Annotated in this window: 20 protein-coding genes; 9 read left to right on the forward strand and 11 right to left on the reverse strand. The window is 69.4% G+C overall.

Annotated elements, in window-relative coordinates:
• Nucleotides 1-19: 19 nt before the first annotated feature.
• Entirely contained in the window at nt 20-1,024 is a 1,005-nt protein-coding gene (locus tag ACFXK0_RS22670; RefSeq protein ID WP_379412645.1) for a zinc-binding dehydrogenase, read from the reverse strand.
• A gap of 120 nt (nt 1,025-1,144) precedes the next feature.
• Between ACFXK0_RS22670 and ACFXK0_RS22675 the strand changes: the two genes are divergently transcribed.
• Nucleotides 1,145-1,648, forward strand: a complete 504-nt coding sequence (locus ACFXK0_RS22675) for a hypothetical protein (protein ID WP_379412646.1) — start codon at nt 1,145-1,147, stop codon at nt 1,646-1,648.
• Nucleotides 1,649-1,657: 9 nt separating this feature from the next.
• On the opposite strand, the gene ACFXK0_RS22680 is transcribed toward ACFXK0_RS22675, so the two are convergent.
• From ACFXK0_RS22680 to ACFXK0_RS22695, 4 genes are all read right to left on the reverse strand, one after another.
• Nucleotides 1,658-3,430: an SDR family oxidoreductase gene (locus tag ACFXK0_RS22680; RefSeq protein WP_379412647.1), complete on the reverse strand. Its 1,773-nt coding sequence runs from the start codon at nt 3,428-3,430 to the stop codon at nt 1,658-1,660.
• Nucleotides 3,431-3,462: 32 nt separating this feature from the next.
• On the reverse strand, nt 3,463-4,569 hold the full coding sequence (locus ACFXK0_RS22685; RefSeq protein ID WP_379412649.1) for a PDR/VanB family oxidoreductase: 1,107 nt from the start codon (nt 4,567-4,569) through the stop codon (nt 3,463-3,465).
• Nucleotides 4,566-5,468, reverse strand: coding sequence for a metal-dependent hydrolase (locus ACFXK0_RS22690; protein ID WP_379412650.1), 903 nt, complete (start codon nt 5,466-5,468; stop codon nt 4,566-4,568). Before ACFXK0_RS22690 ends, ACFXK0_RS22685 begins: the two co-directional genes overlap by 4 nt.
• 175 nt (nt 5,469-5,643) lie before the next feature.
• A complete protein-coding gene (locus ACFXK0_RS22695; protein ID WP_379412651.1) occupies nt 5,644-7,677 on the reverse strand; it encodes a CocE/NonD family hydrolase in 2,034 nt (677 codons plus the stop codon).
• Between the two features lie 156 nt (nt 7,678-7,833).
• Between ACFXK0_RS22695 and ACFXK0_RS22700 the strand changes: the two genes are divergently transcribed.
• Entirely contained in the window at nt 7,834-8,487 is a 654-nt protein-coding gene (locus tag ACFXK0_RS22700; RefSeq protein ID WP_379412652.1) for a TetR/AcrR family transcriptional regulator, read from the forward strand.
• Between the two features lie 150 nt (nt 8,488-8,637).
• Here the strand turns inward: ACFXK0_RS22700 and ACFXK0_RS22705 are convergent, their stop codons facing one another.
• Complete coding sequence (locus ACFXK0_RS22705; RefSeq protein ID WP_379412654.1) at nt 8,638-9,381, reverse strand: ankyrin repeat domain-containing protein; 744 nt, start codon at nt 9,379-9,381, stop codon at nt 8,638-8,640.
• A 182-nt stretch (nt 9,382-9,563) separates the two neighbouring features.
• Between ACFXK0_RS22705 and ACFXK0_RS22710 the strand changes: the two genes are divergently transcribed.
• The 4 genes from ACFXK0_RS22710 to ACFXK0_RS22725 all read left to right on the forward strand — a co-directional run bounded on the left by ACFXK0_RS22710 (nt 9,564) and on the right by ACFXK0_RS22725 (nt 13,796).
• A complete protein-coding gene (locus ACFXK0_RS22710; RefSeq protein WP_379412655.1) occupies nt 9,564-10,649 on the forward strand; it encodes an S-(hydroxymethyl)mycothiol dehydrogenase in 1,086 nt (361 codons plus the stop codon).
• The gene (locus ACFXK0_RS22715) at nt 10,646-11,272 is read left to right on the forward strand and encodes an MBL fold metallo-hydrolase (RefSeq protein WP_379412656.1); all 627 of its coding nucleotides are present in this window, start codon (nt 10,646-10,648) and stop codon (nt 11,270-11,272) included. The genes ACFXK0_RS22710 and ACFXK0_RS22715 overlap by 4 nt, the downstream gene beginning before the upstream one ends.
• A gap of 163 nt (nt 11,273-11,435) precedes the next feature.
• The gene (locus tag ACFXK0_RS22720; RefSeq protein ID WP_379412658.1) at nt 11,436-11,924 is read left to right on the forward strand and encodes a MarR family winged helix-turn-helix transcriptional regulator; all 489 of its coding nucleotides are present in this window, start codon (nt 11,436-11,438) and stop codon (nt 11,922-11,924) included.
• A gap of 48 nt (nt 11,925-11,972) precedes the next feature.
• Entirely contained in the window at nt 11,973-13,796 is a 1,824-nt protein-coding gene (locus tag ACFXK0_RS22725; RefSeq protein ID WP_379412660.1) for a chloride channel protein, read from the forward strand.
• Nucleotides 13,797-13,829: 33 nt separating this feature from the next.
• Here ACFXK0_RS22725 and ACFXK0_RS22730 read toward each other — a convergent pair whose 3' ends face one another.
• Nucleotides 13,830-14,849 (reverse strand): aldo/keto reductase, encoded by a 1,020-nt coding sequence (locus ACFXK0_RS22730; protein WP_379412661.1) that lies wholly within the window; start codon nt 14,847-14,849, stop codon nt 13,830-13,832.
• 103 nt (nt 14,850-14,952) lie between these two features.
• On the opposite strand from ACFXK0_RS22730, the gene ACFXK0_RS22735 reads away from it, so the two are divergent.
• Nucleotides 14,953-15,534 (forward strand): TetR/AcrR family transcriptional regulator, encoded by a 582-nt coding sequence (locus ACFXK0_RS22735; protein WP_379412663.1) that lies wholly within the window; start codon nt 14,953-14,955, stop codon nt 15,532-15,534.
• A gap of 433 nt (nt 15,535-15,967) precedes the next feature.
• Here ACFXK0_RS22735 and ACFXK0_RS22740 read toward each other — a convergent pair whose 3' ends face one another.
• From ACFXK0_RS22740 to ACFXK0_RS22750, 3 genes are all read right to left on the reverse strand, one after another.
• Complete coding sequence (locus ACFXK0_RS22740; RefSeq protein WP_379412664.1) at nt 15,968-16,600, reverse strand: class I SAM-dependent methyltransferase; 633 nt, start codon at nt 16,598-16,600, stop codon at nt 15,968-15,970.
• An 80-nt stretch (nt 16,601-16,680) separates the two neighbouring features.
• Nucleotides 16,681-17,274, reverse strand: coding sequence for a methyltransferase family protein (locus ACFXK0_RS22745; RefSeq protein WP_379412677.1), 594 nt, complete (start codon nt 17,272-17,274; stop codon nt 16,681-16,683).
• Nucleotides 17,275-17,393: 119 nt separating this feature from the next.
• On the reverse strand, nt 17,394-17,732 hold the full coding sequence (locus ACFXK0_RS22750) for a hypothetical protein (protein WP_379412666.1): 339 nt from the start codon (nt 17,730-17,732) through the stop codon (nt 17,394-17,396).
• Nucleotides 17,733-17,977: 245 nt separating this feature from the next.
• Here ACFXK0_RS22750 and ACFXK0_RS22755 point away from each other — a divergent pair, with 245 nt between their 5' ends.
• A complete protein-coding gene (locus ACFXK0_RS22755) occupies nt 17,978-18,130 on the forward strand; it encodes a hypothetical protein (protein ID WP_379412667.1) in 153 nt (50 codons plus the stop codon).
• 73 nt (nt 18,131-18,203) lie between these two features.
• On the opposite strand, the gene ACFXK0_RS22760 is transcribed toward ACFXK0_RS22755, so the two are convergent.
• Entirely contained in the window at nt 18,204-18,443 is a 240-nt protein-coding gene (locus ACFXK0_RS22760; protein ID WP_379412668.1) for a hypothetical protein, read from the reverse strand.
• A 251-nt stretch (nt 18,444-18,694) separates the two neighbouring features.
• Between ACFXK0_RS22760 and ACFXK0_RS22765 the strand changes: the two genes are divergently transcribed.
• Complete coding sequence (locus ACFXK0_RS22765; RefSeq protein ID WP_379412669.1) at nt 18,695-19,756, forward strand: TIGR03617 family F420-dependent LLM class oxidoreductase; 1,062 nt, start codon at nt 18,695-18,697, stop codon at nt 19,754-19,756.
• The last annotated feature ends 222 nt before the right edge of the window (nt 19,757-19,978 follow it).

Here is a 19,978-nt window from a genome sequence, read left to right on the forward strand (position 1 = left end):
CTTTGCTGCGCTGAACAAGTTACAATCGCGCGCCGATCGTCAAGAGGGTTCGGCCGAGGGCGGAACGGTTCTCGATGGAAGTATGCGCCTGGTCGACGTGGTCGAGCGGGAAGGTCTGGCCGACAATCACTTCGAGGCGGCCCGCGGCCACTTCGGCCTGGGCGCGGTGGGCGACGGCCGACCAGTCGATCGGCCCGCTGACCACGTCGAACAGGCCGAGCACGGTAACCCCGCGTGCCGCAGCGGATTCGGCGTCGCCGGTCATGAATTCGCCCGCCGCGGAGCCGTATCCGAGGAAGATTCCGCCGTCGGCGGCCGCCGACAACGCCTGGCCGCCGAGGGTGCCGCCCGCACCGTCGAACACCACCGCCGCTCCCCCACCGGTGATCTCGCCGACCTGTCGCTCCCATCCGTCGACGGAATAGTCGACGACGGCGCTCGCGCCGAGCCGGGTCGCCAGGGCCAGCTTGTCCGCACCGCGCGCGGCGGCGACGACCTTCGCCCCCGCGCGCACCGACAGCTGCGTGAGCAGCGTGCCGAGCCCGCCCCCCGCCGCGGTGATCAGCACCCACGAATCAGGTCGCACCGCAGCGCGATCGAAGACGACGAGGCCGGTGCGGCCGTCATGGGCGAGCGCGACGGCCTGCTGGGTGCTCACACCCTCGGCGATCTCGATCAGGGTCTCCGCCTTGGCCAGGGCGAACTCGGCGTAGCCGCCGGTGGGCACACCGCCGCCGATGCCGCTGGACGCGGTCTGGCTGACCACCCGCGTACCCACCCACCCGGGGTCCACCCCGGCGCCGGCATCGGTGACCACCCCGCCGATCGCACCGCCGGGCACATACGGCGGGCTCAGCGGGAAGAAGTCCTGCCCCCACCCGCTGCGCAGCCGGGTGTCGAGGAACATCACATCGGCGACCTCGACCGCGATCAGCACCTCCCCCCGACCCGGCCGTGGCACCGGCACTTCCCGCACCTCGAGCACTTCGGGTCCACCGAATTCCTTGACCTGCACGGCACGCATCGCGACTCCTTCACGGTGTTCTCGGATACGTCCAGCATGAAACCTGAACAGAAGTTCAGGTCAAGCCCGCTGCGACCCGGATCACACAGTCAGGACCCGCACGCCGCTTATGGTGGACCGATGGCGCTTTCGATCCCCCGGCGCGGCAGGCGGCAGGTCGATCCGGCCACCGTCGAGCGCGTCGTCGCCGACCTGCGGCTGCCCGAGGCGATCTTCAAGACCTGCCCGTGGCAGCCACGGGACCTGGTGGAGACCGGTCTGCGCCAATGGTTGCGCTGCTGCGGCGCGGCCATGCGCGACGATCAGGTGATCGGCATGCCCTCGCACGCGGTCGACGAGGCCTGGCACGGGCTGATCCTGTGCACCCAGCTCTACGCGCGGTTCTGCGAGCAGGCCTACGGGCGGTTCCTGCACCACTTCCCCGACGGCGTCGGCGATGCCACCGCCGAGCACGGGTCGATGCTGGACCAGCTCGGCCGCACCGTGGTCGCCTGGTCGATGGTGGCGCGGCCGGACGAGCAGTGCGTGCTGTGGGATCTGGACCGCACGGTCGGCGTCGAGCGGCCGTGGGGTGTGGACGCCCGGCACGTCGCCGCCGTACAGGAGCGACTGCGCCGGGCGTGAGGAGCGAGGCTAGACCAGCTTCATCCGGCGGGCCGCGAAACGCACGGCGCCGGGGGCGATCCGGTTGAGCCGGTACTGCACCCACGATTCCGGTGTCACCGGCACGATGTCGCGACCGGTGCGGACCGCCTTGACGATCTGGGCGGCCACCTTGTCGGGGGTGTAGCCGCGCCGCTGGTAGAGCTTGTCGAACTTCTGCTGCGCGGCCGCTTCCTCGTCGGCGGAGACACCCGAGATGCGGGTGGTGGCGACGATATTGGTGTGCACGATGCCGGGGCACACGGTCGACACCGAGATGCCGCGATCGGCCAGTTCCGCGCGCAGGCAGTCGGAGAACATGAACACCGCCGACTTGCTGGTGGCATAGGCGCTCATGTCCCGCTGGGGACTGTAGGCGGCCATGCTGGACAGGTTGACGATGTGCCCGCCCAGGCCGCGATCGGCCATCGCGGCACCGAAGGCGCGGCACCCGTTGACGACACCGCCCAGATTGATCCGCAACACCCGGTCGAACTCCTCCGACGGGGTGTCGAGGAAGCCACCCGCCTGGCCGACACCGGCATTGTTGATCAGGATGTCGGGCACGCCGTGCGCGGCGACGACGGTGTCGGCGTGCGCGCGCACCGCCTCCTCGTTCGACACATCCAGCGAATAGGAGTGCGCCACACCGCCTTCGGCGGCGACCAGTTCGGCGGTCTGCTTGGCGGCGAGCTCGTTGACATCGGAGACCACCAGTTCGGCGCCCAGCCGGGCGAACGCCAGCGCGGTCTCGCGGCCGATGCCGCTGCCCGCACCGGTGACGACCACCAGCTTGTGGTCGAATTCCCGTCGGCTGCGGCCGACTTCGGCCCTGGCCAGCCCGCGGGCGACCGGGGCGCCGTCGAGGGCGTCGACCAGTTCGGTGGTGGCGGTGGCCAGCAGTTCCGGATGCGAGAACGGCATCCAGTGCCCGGCGGGGACGTCGCGGCGCCACAGCCGGTCGGTCCACTTCGCCGCATCGTCGTAGCCGGCCGGGCGCACGGCCACATCGCGACCCGCGACGATGAGCTGGACGGGTACCTCGGTGCGGCGCTCGCGCGGGGCCAGCATGCGCTGCACGATATTGGCGCGGTAGATGAGCAGGCCGTCGACCATGTCCTGACGGAAGGTCGGGCCGAGCTTCACATTGGCGGCCGGGGTGTCGTTCATCAGTGATACCGCGCGCTGCCAGAGCTTCTCGGTGCCGATCGTGTTGAAGGTGGCGCGCGGCAGACCCGGGGTCATGAAGAAGAAGGTGTAGGCCGAGGACGCGAGCTGGGTCATCGGCTGCCACACATTGCGCGGGGTGGGCCGGGTGAGCCGGTCGCGCACCCAGCTGGCCAGGTGGTCGAGGTTGGGGCCCGACACCGAGGTGAACGAGGCGACCCGCGCGGCGGCCCGCGGTTCGCAGACGGCCTCCCAGACCTGCACCGAACCCCAGTCGTGGGCGAGCACGTGCGCGGGACGCTCGGGGCTGACCGCGTCGAGGACGGCGTAGAAGTCGCGGGCGAGTTCGTCGAGGCGGAAATCCTCGGTGCGCTGGGTGCGGGTGGACGCGCCGTGCCCGCGGGTGTCGTAGGCGACCACGTGGAAGCGGTCGGTGAGCAGCGGGATCACCCGGTCCCACAGGTGGTGGGTGTCGGGCCAGCCGTGCACGAGGACGAGGGTGTCGGCGGTCGGGTCGCCGTATTCGAACACGGCGATGTCGAACTCGCCGCTGCGGACGGTGCGCTGGTTGGCCGGCTGGGGGCTGTCGCTCGTCATGGTCTTGTGGACTCCTTGTCCCGGAAGCGGACTCACAGGTCGAGCACCAATCGCTCACCGTGGGAACGGGATACGCAGGCGAGCATGGCGCCCGCCGCGTGGTCGGCATCGGAGAGCACGGACTCCCGATGGTCGGGTTCGCCCGAGCGCACCCGCACCACACAGGTGCGGCAGAAACCCTGCCTGCACGAGTAGGGCTGGTCGGGGCGCGCGTCGAGGATGGCGTCGAGCACGGTGCGGTCGGCGGGCACGGTGATCACGGTGCCGCTGGCGGCGAATTCGATCTCGAACGGGGTGCCGTCGACGACCGGCGGCGGCGAGAACCGCTCGAAGTGCAGTTCCACCTCGGGGACGGCACGGACGGCGGCGACGATCGCCGAGGTCATCGGGGTGGGGCCGCAGGCGTAGACGGCGGTGCCCGCGCCGACGCCGGGCAGCAGGTCGGCCGCGCCGGGCAGGCCGTGTTCGTCGTCGGTGCGGACGGTGACCCGCTCACCGAAGCTTTCCAGTTCGGCCAGGAACGGGATGGTGTCGCGGCTGCGGCCGCTGTAGACCAGCGTCCACGGCAGGTCGAGGCGATGCGCCAGGCGCGCCATCGGCAGGATCGGCGTGATGCCGATGCCGCCGGCGACGAAATGCAGCCGCTGGGCGGGTGATCCGTGCCCGGGCACCGCGAACGGGAAGGCATTGCGCGGGCCACGGACCACGAATTCGCTACCGACGGGCAGTTCGTCGTGCACTTCGTTGGAGCCGCCGCCACCGTCGGGGATGCGGCGCACGGCGATCCGGTAGGAGCGTTCGTCGGCGGGGTCGCCGCACAGCGAGTACTGCCGCAGCCGGCCCGAGGGCAGTTCCAGATCGAGGTGGGCGCCGGGGCGCCAGCGCGGCAGCACGCGCCCGTCGGGGGCCGACAGGCGCAGGCTCACCACGTCCTGGTCGTGTGCCTCGATCCGGCGTTCGGTGACGACCACCGGGAAGCGGCCGTCGTCGACGCGCGGCCGCAGGTCGCGGCGGTTGGCCAGCGTGCTCCAGCGCAGCCGGGCCGTGGCGATGGCGTCCAGGATCCGGATCCCGGGATCGTGGCGATGCTTGCCGTAGAGGTCGGCGGGCAGCGTCTCGGGGATGTCGCGGGTGGTCACGAGGCCGCCGCGCGGGCCGCGGGCGAGGACGCCAGGTAGGCGACGGCCTGCGCGGTCGAGCCGACGCTCTCCGGGGTGTAGCCGGGCTGGAAGGTCGACAGCGCGCTGCGCAGCAGCGACGGCAGGCCGGGCAGCGCACCGCGCCACATCGCCGCGAACACACCGGCGAGCAGCCGCAGATAGCCGCGGTCGGGCAGGTTCGGGTCCTGCTGCACCAGGAACCGCGCGCCGCGCACCAGCAGCACCAGGAAGATCGGGAAGACCAGCGTCATCGAGGCGCAGCGCCGCGCGTAGCCGACGCCGAAGTACTCGGCGACATCATGGGCGACATTGCGGTGCTCGACCTCCTCGGCGCCGTGCCAGCGGAACAGGTCGGCCATGCGCGGGTCGGCACCGAACTTCTCCAGCTCGGCATTGATGACCCAGTCGCCGAGCCAGGCGAAGAAGTGCTCGAGGCAGGCGATGAACGCGAGCCGTTCGACCAGCATCTGCCGGGCGGCGTGATCGTCGCCGCCGCGCGGGCCGAGCGTCTTGCGGAACAGGTACTCCATCTGCCGCACGTACGGTCCGCTGTCGATGTCGTTGGCGGCGAACACGTCGTGCAGGACCTTCTGATGGGTCTCGGCGTGCATGGATTCCTGCCCGATGAAGCCGAGCATGTCCTCGCGCAGCTTCTCGTCCTTGACGTAGGGCAGCGCTTCGCGATAGGTGACGATGAACATGCGCTCGCCTTCGGGCAGCAGCATGTTCAGCGCGCTGATCAGATGTCCGGCGATCGGTTCGGCGGGCATCCACTGCAGCGCCACGTCCGACCAGTCGAAACGCACATTCCGCGCATGCAGGGCGACCTGTCCCGGATCGGTCTCCGGATGCGGCGCGCCCCAGCGAAGTAACTTCATCGGTACTCCTAGTCCTCCCCGCACGGCACCCACCCGGGCGCCGGGCGCCATCTGCGCCTTTCCATGCGGTAGGGCAATGATACATCTATGTAGTATTTGAAGTAACATCTATCTTGGTGCGGAAATGCCACACGCCCCGCCGCGACGGTGCGCAGCGGGGCGTGTGGCGGGGTGGTCACCAGCCGGGATCGGTGTCCAGCGGGATATTGATCCAGCTCGGGCGAGCCGGGTCGAGCTCGAGATGCTGGGTGCGCAGGCCGCTCTCGTTCAGCAACGGCCGCAGCGGGATTCCGCTGGGGAAGTTGCCGGCGAACACGTCGACCCGGAGCCGGTGACCCGGCTGCAGCACGCCGTCGGTGGCCCGGATGCCGATGTCGACCGTGGTCGGCTCACCCGGCACGATCGGCTGGCGGGTGTCCAGGGTGAGATACGGGTACGGGTCGGTGTAGTCGCCGTTGGGCGAGCGCCGCGACTTCGACTCGTCGACCGCGCGCAGCGAGGCCATCAGCTGACCCTGCGTCCACACCGTGGAGGTGCCGTCGGGGGCGACGTCGTTGACCGTCACCGTCCAGTAGCCGTCGGTGGCGTCGAGCACGGTGTTCAGGTGCGCGGCGATCTCACCGGAGATCCGGGTCGGCTGGGTCACCGGCGCGGTGGTGAACGTCAGCGCGGCGCCCTCGCTGATCCGGGCGTCCTTCGCGCAGATGTCGGGCAGCGGAACCAGCCCGGCCGTGCCCTGCGCGGCATCGCGCGAGCAGATGGTGGTCAGGCTCGGATCGACCGAAACCCGCTGTGCCCCACCGGGCGCGGTGACCAGGCTGCCGTCGTAGCGGGCACCCGGCGCGGTCCCGGACGGCGCGCCGTCGAGATACATGCGCCGGTACTCCATGCCGGGGCGCGGGAAGGCGACATCGCGGGTCCACTGCTCGCTGCCCTGCTGCCACAGGGTGACCGGGTCGTAGCGGTCGATCCCGTTGTCGATACCCTTGAGCCACTTGTCGAACCAGGCGCGCTGCAACGATTCCAGCGGCGCGGGCGCCCCCGGCTTGCCCAGCCCCGAGCTCACCGTCACGTGGTAGACATCGTCCATGATGAGCTTCTTCTGCTCGGCGGGCACATTCACCGCGTTGTAGATGCGCGGAGTCGAGTAGGTGAAGATGTCGTGCCAGCCGCCGTAGAGGAAGGTCGGCACCTCGACCTGGTCGGGCTGCCCGACCCAGGCGGTGCGCAGCGGGCTGTCGTCGTCGAGGATCGCGGCCATCTCCGGCGGGATCTGATCGACGGTCGGCGTGGTCAGCGCCGCGATGAGCACATTGAAGAAGGTGAACGGGTCGCGGATGCGGTCGCCCAGCCAGGTCCAGTCGAACTTGCCGGTGAAGATGGAGACCAGGTCCGGCAGCAGCTTGGCGCCGTCGACGGCCAGCAGCCAGGTCGGGATGAAGCCGATACCGAGCGCGCCACCGGGGGCGGCGACGTCGCGGATCAGGTCGCTGCCGGGCACGACCGGGAAGATCGCTTTGAGCGCCTCGGGGTGACGCTGCGCGGTGTGCAGCTGGTTGATCCCCGAATAGGAGATGCCGCTCATGCCGATCTTGCCGTTGGACCAGCTCTGCGCGGCGGCCCATTCGACGACCTCGGGTCCGTCGAGCTGTTCGCGTTCACCGAACACCTGCCAGGTGCCCTGCGAGAACCCGGTGCCGCGCACGTCGACGACGACCTGGGTGTACCCGCCGCGGATCAGATTCCGGTCGACGCCGAAGGTGCGGGCCGCGCCGCCGGGCAGCGCGTTCATCATGTCGCTGAGGCTGCTGAAACCGAACGCGGAGAAGTCCAGGTTCTGCAGGATCGGCAGCAGCACCTCCGACAGGCCGGGGACCGACAGCGCCGAGTCGGCGAGGTTGGACACCAGCTTGGTGTAGGGCGTCATGTTGACGATCGTCGGCGTCGGCTCGGTGATCGGCTGACCGTCGGCGCCCGCCGGGTGATAGACGTTGGCTTTCAATACCGTGCCGTCGCTCATCGTGATGGGCACGTCCCATTCGATGAAGACGTTCGGGTATTCCTGCGGCCCGTTGTGGGTGGCGACGAACTGCGCGTCGAGCCCCTCCGCGGCCGGCGCCGCCTGCCCTACCGGGGCGGACGCGACCGCGCCCGCGAATACGACGACGGTTGCCACCAGCGCGGCAAACCGCCCACGATGTTTGATCATGCTTCGGTCTCAGCCCTCCACCATCGGGAACCACGACGTTCCCGTACCGGACAGTAACGTAGCGTGCGTCACGGACGATCGCAAGAACATGTTCTCGGCCACTCGAATTCGGCGCCAGCCGCCACACCGCACCCATCGCCTGCCAGAATCGATGATGTGACAGTGGCCGAACGCGACACCGCCGGTCGCCGTTACCGGGGTGCCGCACCGGGGCAACGTCAACAGGATCGCCGCGCCCGGCTCATCGAGGCCGCGACCGAGTCCTTCGGCACCGAGGGCTACCGCAACACCACAGTGACCGCGATCTGCGTGAGCGCCGGGGTGGGCAAGCGCTACTTCTACGAATCCTTCGCCGACAGCGAGGATCTGCTGCTCGAGGTGTATCGGGAGATAGCCGCGCGGATGGTCGAGGCGATCCATCTTGGCCTGGCCGACGCCGACGCCGACCTCGACACCCAGGTGCGCGTCGCGATCACCGCGTACTTCCAGCTCATCCAGGACGACCCGCGGGTCCCCCGGATCGGGTTCTTCGAGATCCTCGGCGTGAGTCCGGCGGTCGACCGCGCCTATCACGACGTGCTCGACACGCTGGTCGACATCTGCCTGGCGCTGATCACCCCGCACGTCGACCTCGCGGCGCATCCCACGGTCAGCGTGCGCACGATGCTGTTCGGACTGGTCGGCGCGATCTTGATCATCGCCCAGAAATGGGTGCTCGACGGCTATCGCGCGCCGCTGTGCGAGGTGGTCGACAGTGCCTGCCTGGTGGTCGGCGCTGTTCTGGGCCGGATCGGCCGCGCCGCCGAATAGTGCTGCGTCAGGCGGGTTGACGCACGGCCGGCGCGGTCGGCCGGACTGGTAGGTGACGGCCGAGACTGCGCATGTTCAGTCCGTCGTCGAGGAAGACGATCGCCGCATCGACGATCAGCCCTGGTCAACGAGTCGCGTGCCATGGCTGAGTCAGCGCAGCAGGGCCACGATCGCGTCCTGGTCCAGCCGTTCGGCGTTCTGTAAGGCGGTGCGGCCCTGCGCATCGCGGATCTGCGGGTCGGCGCCCGCGTCGAGCAGAGCGCGCACCGTCTCCTGGTAGCGCTGCGAGCCGTCGCCGTAGACGATCGCCTCCTGCAACGCCGTCCACTGCGGCGTATTGACGTGGTTGACGTCCACGCCCGCCGCGATCAGCGTCCGCACCGTACTCACATGCGCGTGCTCGCTCGCCGGAATGAGCGCGGTGCCGCCGTAGCGGTTGAGGCTGCGCAGGTCGGCGCCGTGGCTCAGGGTGGCGGCCAGGATCTCGTCGTATCCCTCGGCCCCGGCGTAGAGGTAGGCCGAATCCTGTAGATCATCCTTCGCGTTCACATCCGCGCCCGCCTCGATCAGGGCCACCGCGGCCTCGGTCGCCTGGTTCTTGGTGGCCGCGACCAGCGGGGTCCGGTCGTTGGCGCCCCGGGATTCCAGGTCGGCGCCGCGCGCGATCAGGTCGCGGACGCGGGCGGCGTCGTTATCGGCGGCCGCCGCGTACAGGTCGGCGTCGAGGCGGTGATCGAGTTGCCGGGTGGTCGGCGTTGCGGCCGGGGTGGACACGGCCGCGGTCGTGGACGGAGTGGCCGCGGCGGGCGCGTCCGGGTCGGCGGAACAGGCGCCGACACCCACCGCGAGAACCGCCAGCGCGAGCACGGCCACGCGGGTGCCACGAACATTCATCTCGATCTCCTCTGCTTGGTCTCCTCCACGGTGCCCACGCCGCACGACCGCGTCCAGGACGCAACACCGATCGCCACCATCGACGCCATCTATGGCGGATCGGCCCGATCGCCGATCCAGCCGATCCCGCCGCGCTCGACCGGCTAGCGTTGACCCCAGACGTCGATACTGAGGAGGTCCGCATGCCCGACACCGTTCGCGGAGTCATCGCCCGCGCGAAAGACGCGCCGGTCGAAACGGTCGACATCGTGATTCCCGACCCCGGGCCACACGATGTGGTCGTCCGCGTGCAGGCATGCGGGGTCTGCCACACCGACCTGCACTATCGCGAGGGCGGGATCAACGACGAGTTCCCGTTCCTGCTCGGCCACGAGGCCGCCGGTGTCGTCGAGTCGGCGGGCTCGGCCGTCAGCCACGTCGAGGTGGGCGACTACGTGGTGCTCAACTGGCGCGCGGTGTGCGGGGAATGCCGGGCCTGTCGCCGCGGGCGGCCGTGGTACTGCTTCGACACCCACAACGCCAGCGTCCCGATGACGCTCACCGACGGCACCCCGCTCACCCCGGCACTCGGTGTCGGCGCGTTCGCCGACAAGACCCTCGTGCACGAAAAGCAGTGCACCAAGGTCGATCCCGAGACCGACCCGGCAGTGGCCGGCCTGCTCGGCTGCGGCGTGATGGCCGGCATCGGAGCCGCGGTGAACACCGGCGCGGTCTCGCGTGGTGACAGCGTCGCGGTGATCGGCTGCGGCGGTGTCGGCGACGCGGCGATCGCCGGCGCCTACCTCGCGGGCGCGGGCACGATCATCGCCATCGATCGCGATCCCCGGAAACTGGAGTGGGCCAAGGATTTCGGCGCCACCCACACCATCGACGCCACCAGCGGTGACGTGGTCGAACAGATCAAGGACCTGACCGGCGGTTTCGGCGCCGACGTGGTGATCGATGCCGTCGGCAGGCCCGAGACCTGGAAGCAGGCCTTCTACGGCCGCGACCTGGCAGGCACCGTGGTGCTCGTCGGCGTCCCGACCCCGGAGATGACCCTGGACATGCCGCTGATCGACCTGTTCTCGCACGGTGGCGCGCTCAAATCGTCCTGGTACGGCGACTGCCTGCCCGAACGTGACTTCCCGATGCTGATCGACCTGCATCGCCAGGGCAGGCTGCCGCTGGACCGGTTCGTCACCGAACGCATCGGTCTCGACCAGGTCGAGCAGTCCTTCGCCGCGATGGGCGAGGGCAAGGTGCTGCGGTCGGTGGTGGTCTGGTGAGCGCCCGCATCGAACGTGTGGTCACCTCGGGCACTTTCGCGCTCGACGGCGGCACCTGGGATGTCGACAACAATGTGTGGCTGATCGGCGACGACACCGAGGTGCTCGTCGTCGACGCCGCCCACGACGCCGACGCCATCGCCGCGGCCGTGGGCAACCGCCACGTCACCGCGATCCTGTGCACCCACGGCCACAACGACCATGTGACCGTCGCCCCGCAACTCGCCGAACGCCTCGACGCCCCCGTGCTGCTGCACCCCGGCGACGAGCCGCTGTGGCGGATGACCCACCCCGAGGCCGGCTACCGCTCCCTGGCCGACACCCACCGGATCACGGTGGCGGGCACCGACATCGACATCCTGCACACCCCCGGCCACTCCCCCGGCTCGGTCTCCCTGCACCTGCCCGAGCTGTCGGCGCTGCTCACCGGCGACACCCTCTTCGCAGGCGGCCCCGGCGCCACCGGCCGGTCGTTCTCCGATTTCGGCACCATCATCGATTCCATCCGCGACCGCCTGCTCACCCTCCCCGAGGACACCACGGTGCACACCGGCCACGGCGACACCACCACCATCGGCGCCGAGAAACCGGCACTGGCCGACTGGATCGCGCGCGGGCACTGACCGGCCGGGAGCCACGGATGCGAGAACGGCGTCCGTGGCGGCCGGGACCGAGCACACAGCACGCCGGCTCCGGACTCGCGAAATTGGCGATGCCGCGCGGACGCGGCAGGATGGACGCGACGAGATGACGGGAACCGGCGAAGAATCAGTGCGGGAGGCACCTGTGGCCCAGGACGGTGTGGCGGTCGAGGAGTCGGTCGACGAGGTCACCGACGCGCTGCTGGCCGCCTCGCGACTACTGGTGGCGTTGTCGGCGCGTTCGCTGGCCCAGGTCGACGAATCCATCACCCTGCCGCAGTTCCGTACTTTGATGATCCTGGCCACCCGGGGGCCGTCGAAGGCCGCCACCCTCGCCAGTGTGCTCGAAGTCCAGCCGTCGACAGCGGCGCGGATGGTCGAGCGGCTGGTGGTCGCCGGTCTGGTCGAGCGCCGTCCGAATCCCGAGTCCCGGCGCGAGCTCGTCATCGAGCTGACCAGGCGCGGCGCCGCGGCGGTGCAGGCCGTGGTCGCCCATCGGCGCCAGGAGATCGCGGCCGTGGTGGCCCGGATGCCCGCCCCGGACCGGGCCGGACTGGTGCGGGCGCTGACCGCGTTCAGCACCGCGGGCGGCGAGCCGCATCCCGGCGTCGATCTGGACAGCTACCAGCTCTGAGGCCGCCGCGATTTGACGCGAAGCATTGCCTATAGCAACTATTGCCATATGCAATTGTTAGCGCGTCGCGGTTCGGGTCATGCCGACGCTGCCCCGCATGCCACCCATCTCGGCGATTTCCAGCTGCGGCCGCGTGTTCTCCTGATCACCGCGCTCGCCCTGGTCGTCGGCGCGTTGTCGGCGGTGGTCGCGTACGCGCTGCTGCAGCTGATCGGCCTGATCACCAACCTGGTGTTCTATCAGCGCGTCGCGACCGAGATGATCGCGCCGAGCGCCGCACCGCACCCGTGGTGGCTGGTGTTGTTCGCGCCGGTCGCAGGCGGGCTGGTGATCGGGTTGATGGCCCGCTACGGCTCGGAGAAGATCCGTGGCCACGGCATGCCGGAGGCGATCGAGGCCATCCTCACCGGCGGCAGCCGGGTGGCGCCCCGGGTCGCGGTGCTCAAACCAGTGTCCTCGGCGATCAGCATCGGCACCGGCGGCCCGTTCGGCGCCGAGGGGCCGATCATCATGACCGGCGGCGCGGTCGGCTCGATCACCGCCCAGCTGCTCGCCCTCACCGCCGACGAACGCAAGACCCTGCTGGTCGCCGGGGCGGCCAGCGGCATGGCCGCGACCTTCAACGCGCCACTGGCCGCGATCCTGCTCGCGGTGGAGCTGCTGCTGTTCGAGTGGCGGCCACGCAGTTTCATCCCGGTCGCCGCGGCGGTCGTCGTCGGCACCATCTGCCGCGGGTTCCTGCTCGGCACCGGCCCGGTGTTCGACATGCCGGCGCTGAGCGCGCCGGGACCGCTGGCGGACTCGCTCGCCCTGGTGCCCGGCATCACCGGCGGCCTGCTCGCCATCGCGGTGACCGCGCTGGTCTACAAGTCCGAGGACGCCTTCGCCCGGCTGCCGATCCACTGGATGTGGTGGCCTGCCCTGGGCGGTCTGATCATCGGGATCGGCGGGCTGATCGAGCCGCGCGCGCTCGGTGTCGGCTACGACGTGATCGAACAGCTGCTGGCCGGGGAGGCCACGATGTCGCTCATCGTGGGCATCCTCGTGGTCAAGACCACGATCTGGGCGCTGTCGCTGGGATCGGGGACCTCCGGTGGCGTGCTGGCGCCGGTGTTCATGATCGGCGCTGCCCTCGGCGCCGCCGAAGGGGGGCTGCTGCCGGAGGTCTCGCCCGGATTCTGGGCGATGTGCGGGCTGGCGGCCGTCGTCGGCGGGGTGATGCGCTCCCCGCTCACCGGCATCGTGTTCACGATGGAATTGACCCACGCCTGGAACGGTCTGGTTCCGATGATCGTGGCGTCGGTCTCGGCGTACGCGGTCTCGGCGCTGCTGCTCAAGCGGTCGGTCCTCACCGAGAAGATCGCCCGCCGCCGCGTCCACCTGACGCGCGAATACACCACCGACCCCCTGGAAACGTTCTTCGTGCACGAGGTGATGGCCGAGCACCCACTCGTCCTGCACGGTGACGAACCGGTCCGCGCGGTGCTGCCGCAGGTCCGCGAGGCGAACCTGTATCCGGTGGCCGATCGCGCCGGACAGCTGATCGGGGTCACCACGCACCGGGCACTGGTGAGCTGTCACGGCGGCATCGTCAGCGACGCCACCACCGCGGCGCGCGGTGTCGTCCACCCCGACGACACCCTGCGCGAGGTCGTCAATGTCCTGGCCACCCACGACATCACCCGCACGGTGGTGGTCGACCGCACCGACCCCACCCGCGTGGTCGGTGTGGTCACGCTGGCCCACCTGCTGCACGCGCGCCGCCAGGACCTGCACGAGGAACACCACCGCGAACGCGTCCTCACGGTCCGGCCGGAGCCACCCTCGGCGCCGAAAGAACCCGCGCTGGCCTGGATCACCGCCGATCACTGACCGCGACCGCGCCGGTGCAGCGCCCTGGTTCGCTCAGCGGCGGCGCAAGGCGGCGTCGAGCAGGGCCGGTGGGGTGTCGTGCTTCTCGTCCGGCGCGAGGTCGATGCCGGGTGCCACGATCTCGTCGATCGCGTCGAGGACCTCGGCGGGCAGGACGGTGTCGGCGGCCGCGAGCTGGGAACGCAGGTGGTCCATGGTGCGGGGTCCGATGATCGCGCTGGTGACACCCGGATGCGCGGTGACGAAACCGAGGGCGAGCTGGATCATCGTCAGCCCGGCGCGGTCGGCGAGCGCGGCGAGTTGTTCGACGGCGGCCAGCTTGGCCTGATTGGCAGGGATCGCGCTGTCGAAACGGTGCGGCAGGAAGCTCGCGCGGTGCGCGGTGATCGCACGGCCCGCGCGGATCGCGCCGGAGAGCCAGCCGGACGCCAGCGGGCTCCACACGAGCACGCCGAGCCCGTATTCCTGGGTGACCGGCAGGACGTGGGATTCGATGCCGCGCTGCAGGATCGAGTACGCAGGCTGCTCGGTGACATACCGGCTCAGGCCGTGCTCGCGCGCCGCCCATTGCGCCTGGACCAGCCGGTACGCCGGGAAGGTCGACGTGCCGAAGTAGCGGATCTTGCCCGCCCGTTGCAGGTCGGTCAGCGCGGACAGGGTCTCCTCGTCGCCGGCGCCCGGGTCCCAGCGGTGCAGCTGGTAGATGTCGATGTGGTCGACGTCGAGGCGGCGCAGGCTGTCCTCGAGCGCGGTGACCAGCCAGCGCCGTGATCCGCCGCGGCGATTGCGCTCCTCGCCCATCGGCAGTCCCGCCTTGGTGGCCAGCACCAGGTCGTCGCGGCGGCCCGCGATGGCCTTGCCGACCAGTTCCTCCGATTCGCCCTGACCGTACATGTCGGCGGTGTCGATCAGATTGATACCGCCCGCGAGCGCGGCGTCCACCAGGGCGGTGACCTCGTCCTGGGTCGAACCGCCGAGCTTGCCGAAGTTCATCGCGCCCAGCGCCAGACTGCTGACCTGCACGCCGGTCCGGCCGAGATTGCGGTACTGCATGATTGTTCCTCCCGGATCTGCCATCCTGAATAAACGGAACCATGTTCCGATAACCAAGATACGGAACAGCGTTCCGTTTTACAACCTCGGAGGTGACGACCCAGTGGCCGGCAACGACAGCACGCCAGCGGCGCCCCGCAAACGAGCCGACGCCCGGCGCAATCAGCAAACCCTGCTCGACGCCGCCGCCGCGGCCTTCGTCGCCTCGGGCGTCGACGTCCCCGTGCGCGAGATCGCCGCCGCCGCGGGCGTCGGCGTCGGCACCATCTACCGCCACTTCCCCACCAGGGCCGATCTCATCGTCGCGGTGTATCGCCACCAGGTCGAAGCCTGCGCCGAGGCAGGCCCCGCCCTGCTGGCGACCAGCACATCCCCCCACATCGCCCTGGCCGCCTGGATAGACCGCTTCGTCGACTTCCTGGTCACCAAACACGGTCTCGCCGAAGCACTCCAGTCCGACGACACCGCCTTCGAAACCCTGCACACCTACTTCCTGGACCGCCTCCTGCCCACCTGCGCCCAGCTACTCGACGCCGCGGCTGAAGCCGGCGAGATCACCCCCGGCGTCGACCCCTACGAATTCCTGCGCGGCGTCGGCAACCTGTGCATCGGCGGCGAACACAACCCCCGCTACCGCCCCCGGCACCTTGCCGCACTGCTCGTCCGGGGGCTGCGCGAGCCGTAGTCCCGGCGGCGGCGTTCGCTGGACAGCGTCGACGGGCTCAGCGCTTGCGACCGGCCCTGGCGCGCACGCGCTGAATGGAGGCGGTCCACAGCAGTTGCACCGCGGGCAGGATCCGATGCAGCTGGACGGACCAACTGCCGCGGGCTCATCGCCGCCCGGCGGGCGAGGACGGAAACACTGTGCGCCCCAGCGGGTTCGGACTCGATTACCTCCTGCCCCCCGCGGATGGGCGCACGCTTGGCGCGGGGCATCCAGATCGATGCCCGCGGTGACGCCCGCCGCGGCCCACACGGCCTCGGAACTGCGCACGAAGATCGGATCGGGATCGACGGTGACCGCAGGGAATTCGCGAGCGAGCTGGGCGGCGAAAGCCCCGTGTTGGGCAGCACCCCGGTGCGTAAAGGCCATGGTCCCCACAGATCAGGACATAGACCTACAGCGGTTTGTGGGCGAGGATGCGGAAGGTGATGCCCGCGCGGCCGGTCCGGTGCTGTTCGTCGACGACGAAGCCCGCGCCCTTCAGGTACGGGACCGGGTCGCGCAGCAGGTGATCGGCGCAGAAACGCACCGCGAGGGGCTGCATCGCGCGCATCGCCGCGCGGCCGAGCAGCGAGGTGGACGGGCCGTGCTCGGCGAGGACGAAGCGGCCGCCGGGAACCAGCAGGCGGAAGGCCTCGGCGGTGGCGCGGCCGGGATCCGGGATGGTGCAGAAGGTGTAGGTGGACACGACGGTGTCGACCGACTCGTCGGGCAGATCGATGGCCTGGACGTCGCCCAGGCGCAGGTCGGCGCGAGCGAGGCCGAGGGCCCGGGCGCGGCGTTCGGCCACTTCGAGCATGCGCGGGGAGATGTCGATGCCGGTGATGTGGTCGACGTCGTCGCCGTAGTGCGGCAGGTTGAGCCCGGTCCCGACGGCGATCTCGACGACCCGCCCGCGCGCCTGGCTGATCACCCAGACGCGGGCATCACCGAGCACGACCCGCTCGAACCAGCCGATCTGCTGGTCGTAGGTCGGGGCATGCTTGTCGAAGATGGCGGCGATCTGCTCACTGGTGGGCTGCTTCATTGCTGCGCCTCTTTCGCTGGCCTCGGTTCTCCCCAGTGTGCCGCGAGGATGCGAACCCGCCCATCGGGGATGACCCTGATTCAGGCGAGTCCGATGCGCGGCACGAACCGGCCGGTCGTGGCGCGGTAGTCCGCGTAGGCACGCCCGTGCACCCGCGCCAGATACGGCTCCTCCACCACTCTGACCTGCAGTTCGATCGTCACCGCCAGGAGCACGAACGCGATCAGCGCGACCGGGTTGGGCACGATCAGCGCGATTCCGGCGCCGAAGACAAGCATGGCGGTGAAGATCGGATTGCGCACCAGCCCGAACACCCCGGTGCGGACCAGCGTCGTCGTCTCCGCCGGGTCGACGCCGATCCGCCAGGATTCCCCCATCTGGTTCTGCGCGAACAACGTCGCCGCGATCCCCGCCACCGCGAGCACGAATCCCAGCACCTGCACCGGGAGGCCGGTCACCGGCTCCACCGCCCCGGTGAGCTGGAGCACCACCCCGGCGAGCCCGCTGACGATCGCCACCACGAACCCGGCCCCGGCCAGCCATTCCATCGACCCGAGCCGTCCGCTGACACCCTTGAACCCGGACGACCCGGTCGCGGCGTAGTGCCGCCAGCTGCGCCACCCGAACCCGAGCGCACCGAAGATCACATACAGCACCAGCGCCGCGACAGCCATGATCGTGTCCATGCCCGAATAGTACATGTGATTCTGTATTCAGAAAAGAGTGAATCATTGCGGACGTGGACTCCGGATTTCACCGGGTCCACGTCCGAGACCGTCTCCGGCAGCGCGGTTCAGAGGCGGAAGATGCGACCGCCGACGCCATAGCCCGCACTGGACCAGTTGGGGCCGATACACCCGACGGTCGCCGACTGACCGACGGGCAGATCACGGCGCACGGTGTACTGACCGAGGACCGGCAGACCCGCACTGAAGTCGTAGCCGAGGCAGTCGACCTCGATGCGGTAGGTGCCCGGTGCGCCCTGGCACTGACCGTTGAAAGCCCAGGGACCGTTCATCGAACCCTGACACCCGGGATCGGCGGCGGCGGTCCCGGCCGCCACCCCACTGAGCGCTACCGCCGCGGCGGGGGCTGCCAGGCACAGCGCGAGCACTCGAGCCGAGAATCGCATTCCGTCTCCGATCGTTGTGTGCGATTGATACATGGGATGTATGCGTTCCGGGGTGTCAGCCGTTACAGGGTGGCCGCGGCGGCGATACCCGCATCAACACGCGGGCATTCGGGACGTCGAGTTGCTCGCCACCGAAGCAGTGTCACCGCGACGAGCTACTCTCGTTCCTGAGCCCGGTCACCCGAAGCGCCGCACCGCGCTGGGCGAAACCACAGCTCATGTCAACCAACCCGAGGGGGAACGCCATGCCCGATCCACACCCGTCCGCAACCAGCGCCGTACCGATGCCGCTGTTCAGCGCCCAGCACGACAGCGAGCCGAGCGCCGCCACCGACCCCGCCGCCGGCAACCAACTCCCGACCTTCCTGTCCGCCGCCGCCCACCAGGACCAGCCGTAACCGCGCCGCCGGCAGCACAGGTTCCTCGAGCAGCTACCACGACACCGGTCGACCGTTCCGAACTTGTTGGTGCTCAGTTGTATTCATCGACACCGACGACGGCATCGACCTCTGCCAGGAACCGGATCACCTCCGACTCGAGTGTCCACCCCAGCAGCTGGCTCTCACCAGCCAGCTCCTCTCCCTCGCCGTCATCGTCGTTGAAATAGCGGACCACAGCGAACCATGCACCACCATCGTCCGGATCCCCCTGCTTCAGCTCCCGTGCAAGAGCAATGATCTCGTCCCGATGCGGTGCGAGCCGCTCCATCACGGCAACTCACCTTCCAGGAGATCACCGCTGCCGATCGCACGACCAGTCTGCACGGGACGTGCAGGAGGCCGTGCGCGTAACGTCTCGATCGCACCGGAAGCCGCACAGTCGCGACCAGCCCGACGCCGGAACGTGCGGTGAGCGTGAGTGTTCCGGCATGGGCGCGGGTGAGTCCCGGGGCATGGTGGTGTCGTAGTACGACACCTCAGGTGAGCGAGCCCGAACCAGGGTGACTGCTACAGAATGTCGGGATGAAGGTCTACGCAGGAACCGACGCGGCGACGCCGCTGACAGCGATCGGTGGACTCGCCCGTCGCGCCGAGGCCGCCGGGTTCGACGGGATCCATGTGTCGGAGACGGTCCACGACCCGTTCCTGCTCGCGCTGCCTGCCCTGCAAGCGACACAACGCCTGGTCGTTCGTACTTCGGTCGCGCTGGCGTTCGTCCGTAGCCCACTGTTGACCGCCTATACGGCGTGGGACCTGTCCAAGCTGTCCGGCGGACGGTTCCAGCTCGGGCTCGGCAGTCAGGTCCGGCAGAATATCGAAGACCGCTACGCGATGCCGTGGACTGCCGCACCGGCCACCCGGATGCGGGAGTACGTCGAGGTGGTGCGCGCGGCCTTCGACACCTTCCGCACGGGTGATCTGGTTCCCTTCCACGGCGAGCACTACCGATTTTCCAGGATGCAGCCGTATTTCAATCCGGGCCCGGATCCCAGCACCACCACACCCCCGATCTACCTCGGCGGAGTCGGACCGCGCATCTGCGAAGCAGCGGGTGCTTGCGCGGACGGAATGGTGACCCACCCGACCAACTCGGACCCGCAGTACCTTTCGACTATCTGTATTCCCGCTCTCGACACCGGAGCCCGCGAATCGTCCCGGACGCTGGCGGATTTCGAGATCGTCGCCGGACTGCAGGTCATCACCGGCGCCACCGACGAGGCCGTCAGCCACGAACGTGAGCGACGACGCCGGCTCTTCGCATTTCTCTACTCCACCCCCGCCTACCGTGGAGCGCTGGAACGCAACGGTTTCCACGGATTGCAAGACGAACTGTCCGAACTCGTCCGCGGCGACCAGTGGCAGCGGCTACCCGACATAGTGACCGACGAGGTCCTCGACGCACTGGTACCCACCGCCCGTTACGACGAGCTCGCCTCGACCATCCGCGACCACCTCGGCTCGACCGCACACGGGATCGCCATCCCACTGCCGGAAAACCCCGATCACGACCACGCCATGGCCGATGTCGTCCGAGCACTCCAGTCGACGCCCACACACCGGACCGCACCGACGCGCCGGGCATGAACGGAAGGGGCTGCTGCATGATCCCGCGACAGTGGTTCTGCTCGAACAGCTGGTGCGGCCATGATGGCCCGAGTTCGATCGGGACCAATTGCCGAGCCGGGCCTGCCTTCGACGACGACGGTGATAAGAGCCCCTAACAGGTTCGGTCAGGTAGCGATGAGACCCACTGTCGTGCAGTATGTTTCGCCGTGGCGGCGCCGTGGATCGTGGATGATGAGTTGT

It is taken from the genome of Nocardia sp. NPDC059177 (genome assembly GCF_042755165.1).
GTDB lineage: Bacteria > Actinomycetota > Actinomycetes > Mycobacteriales > Mycobacteriaceae > Nocardia.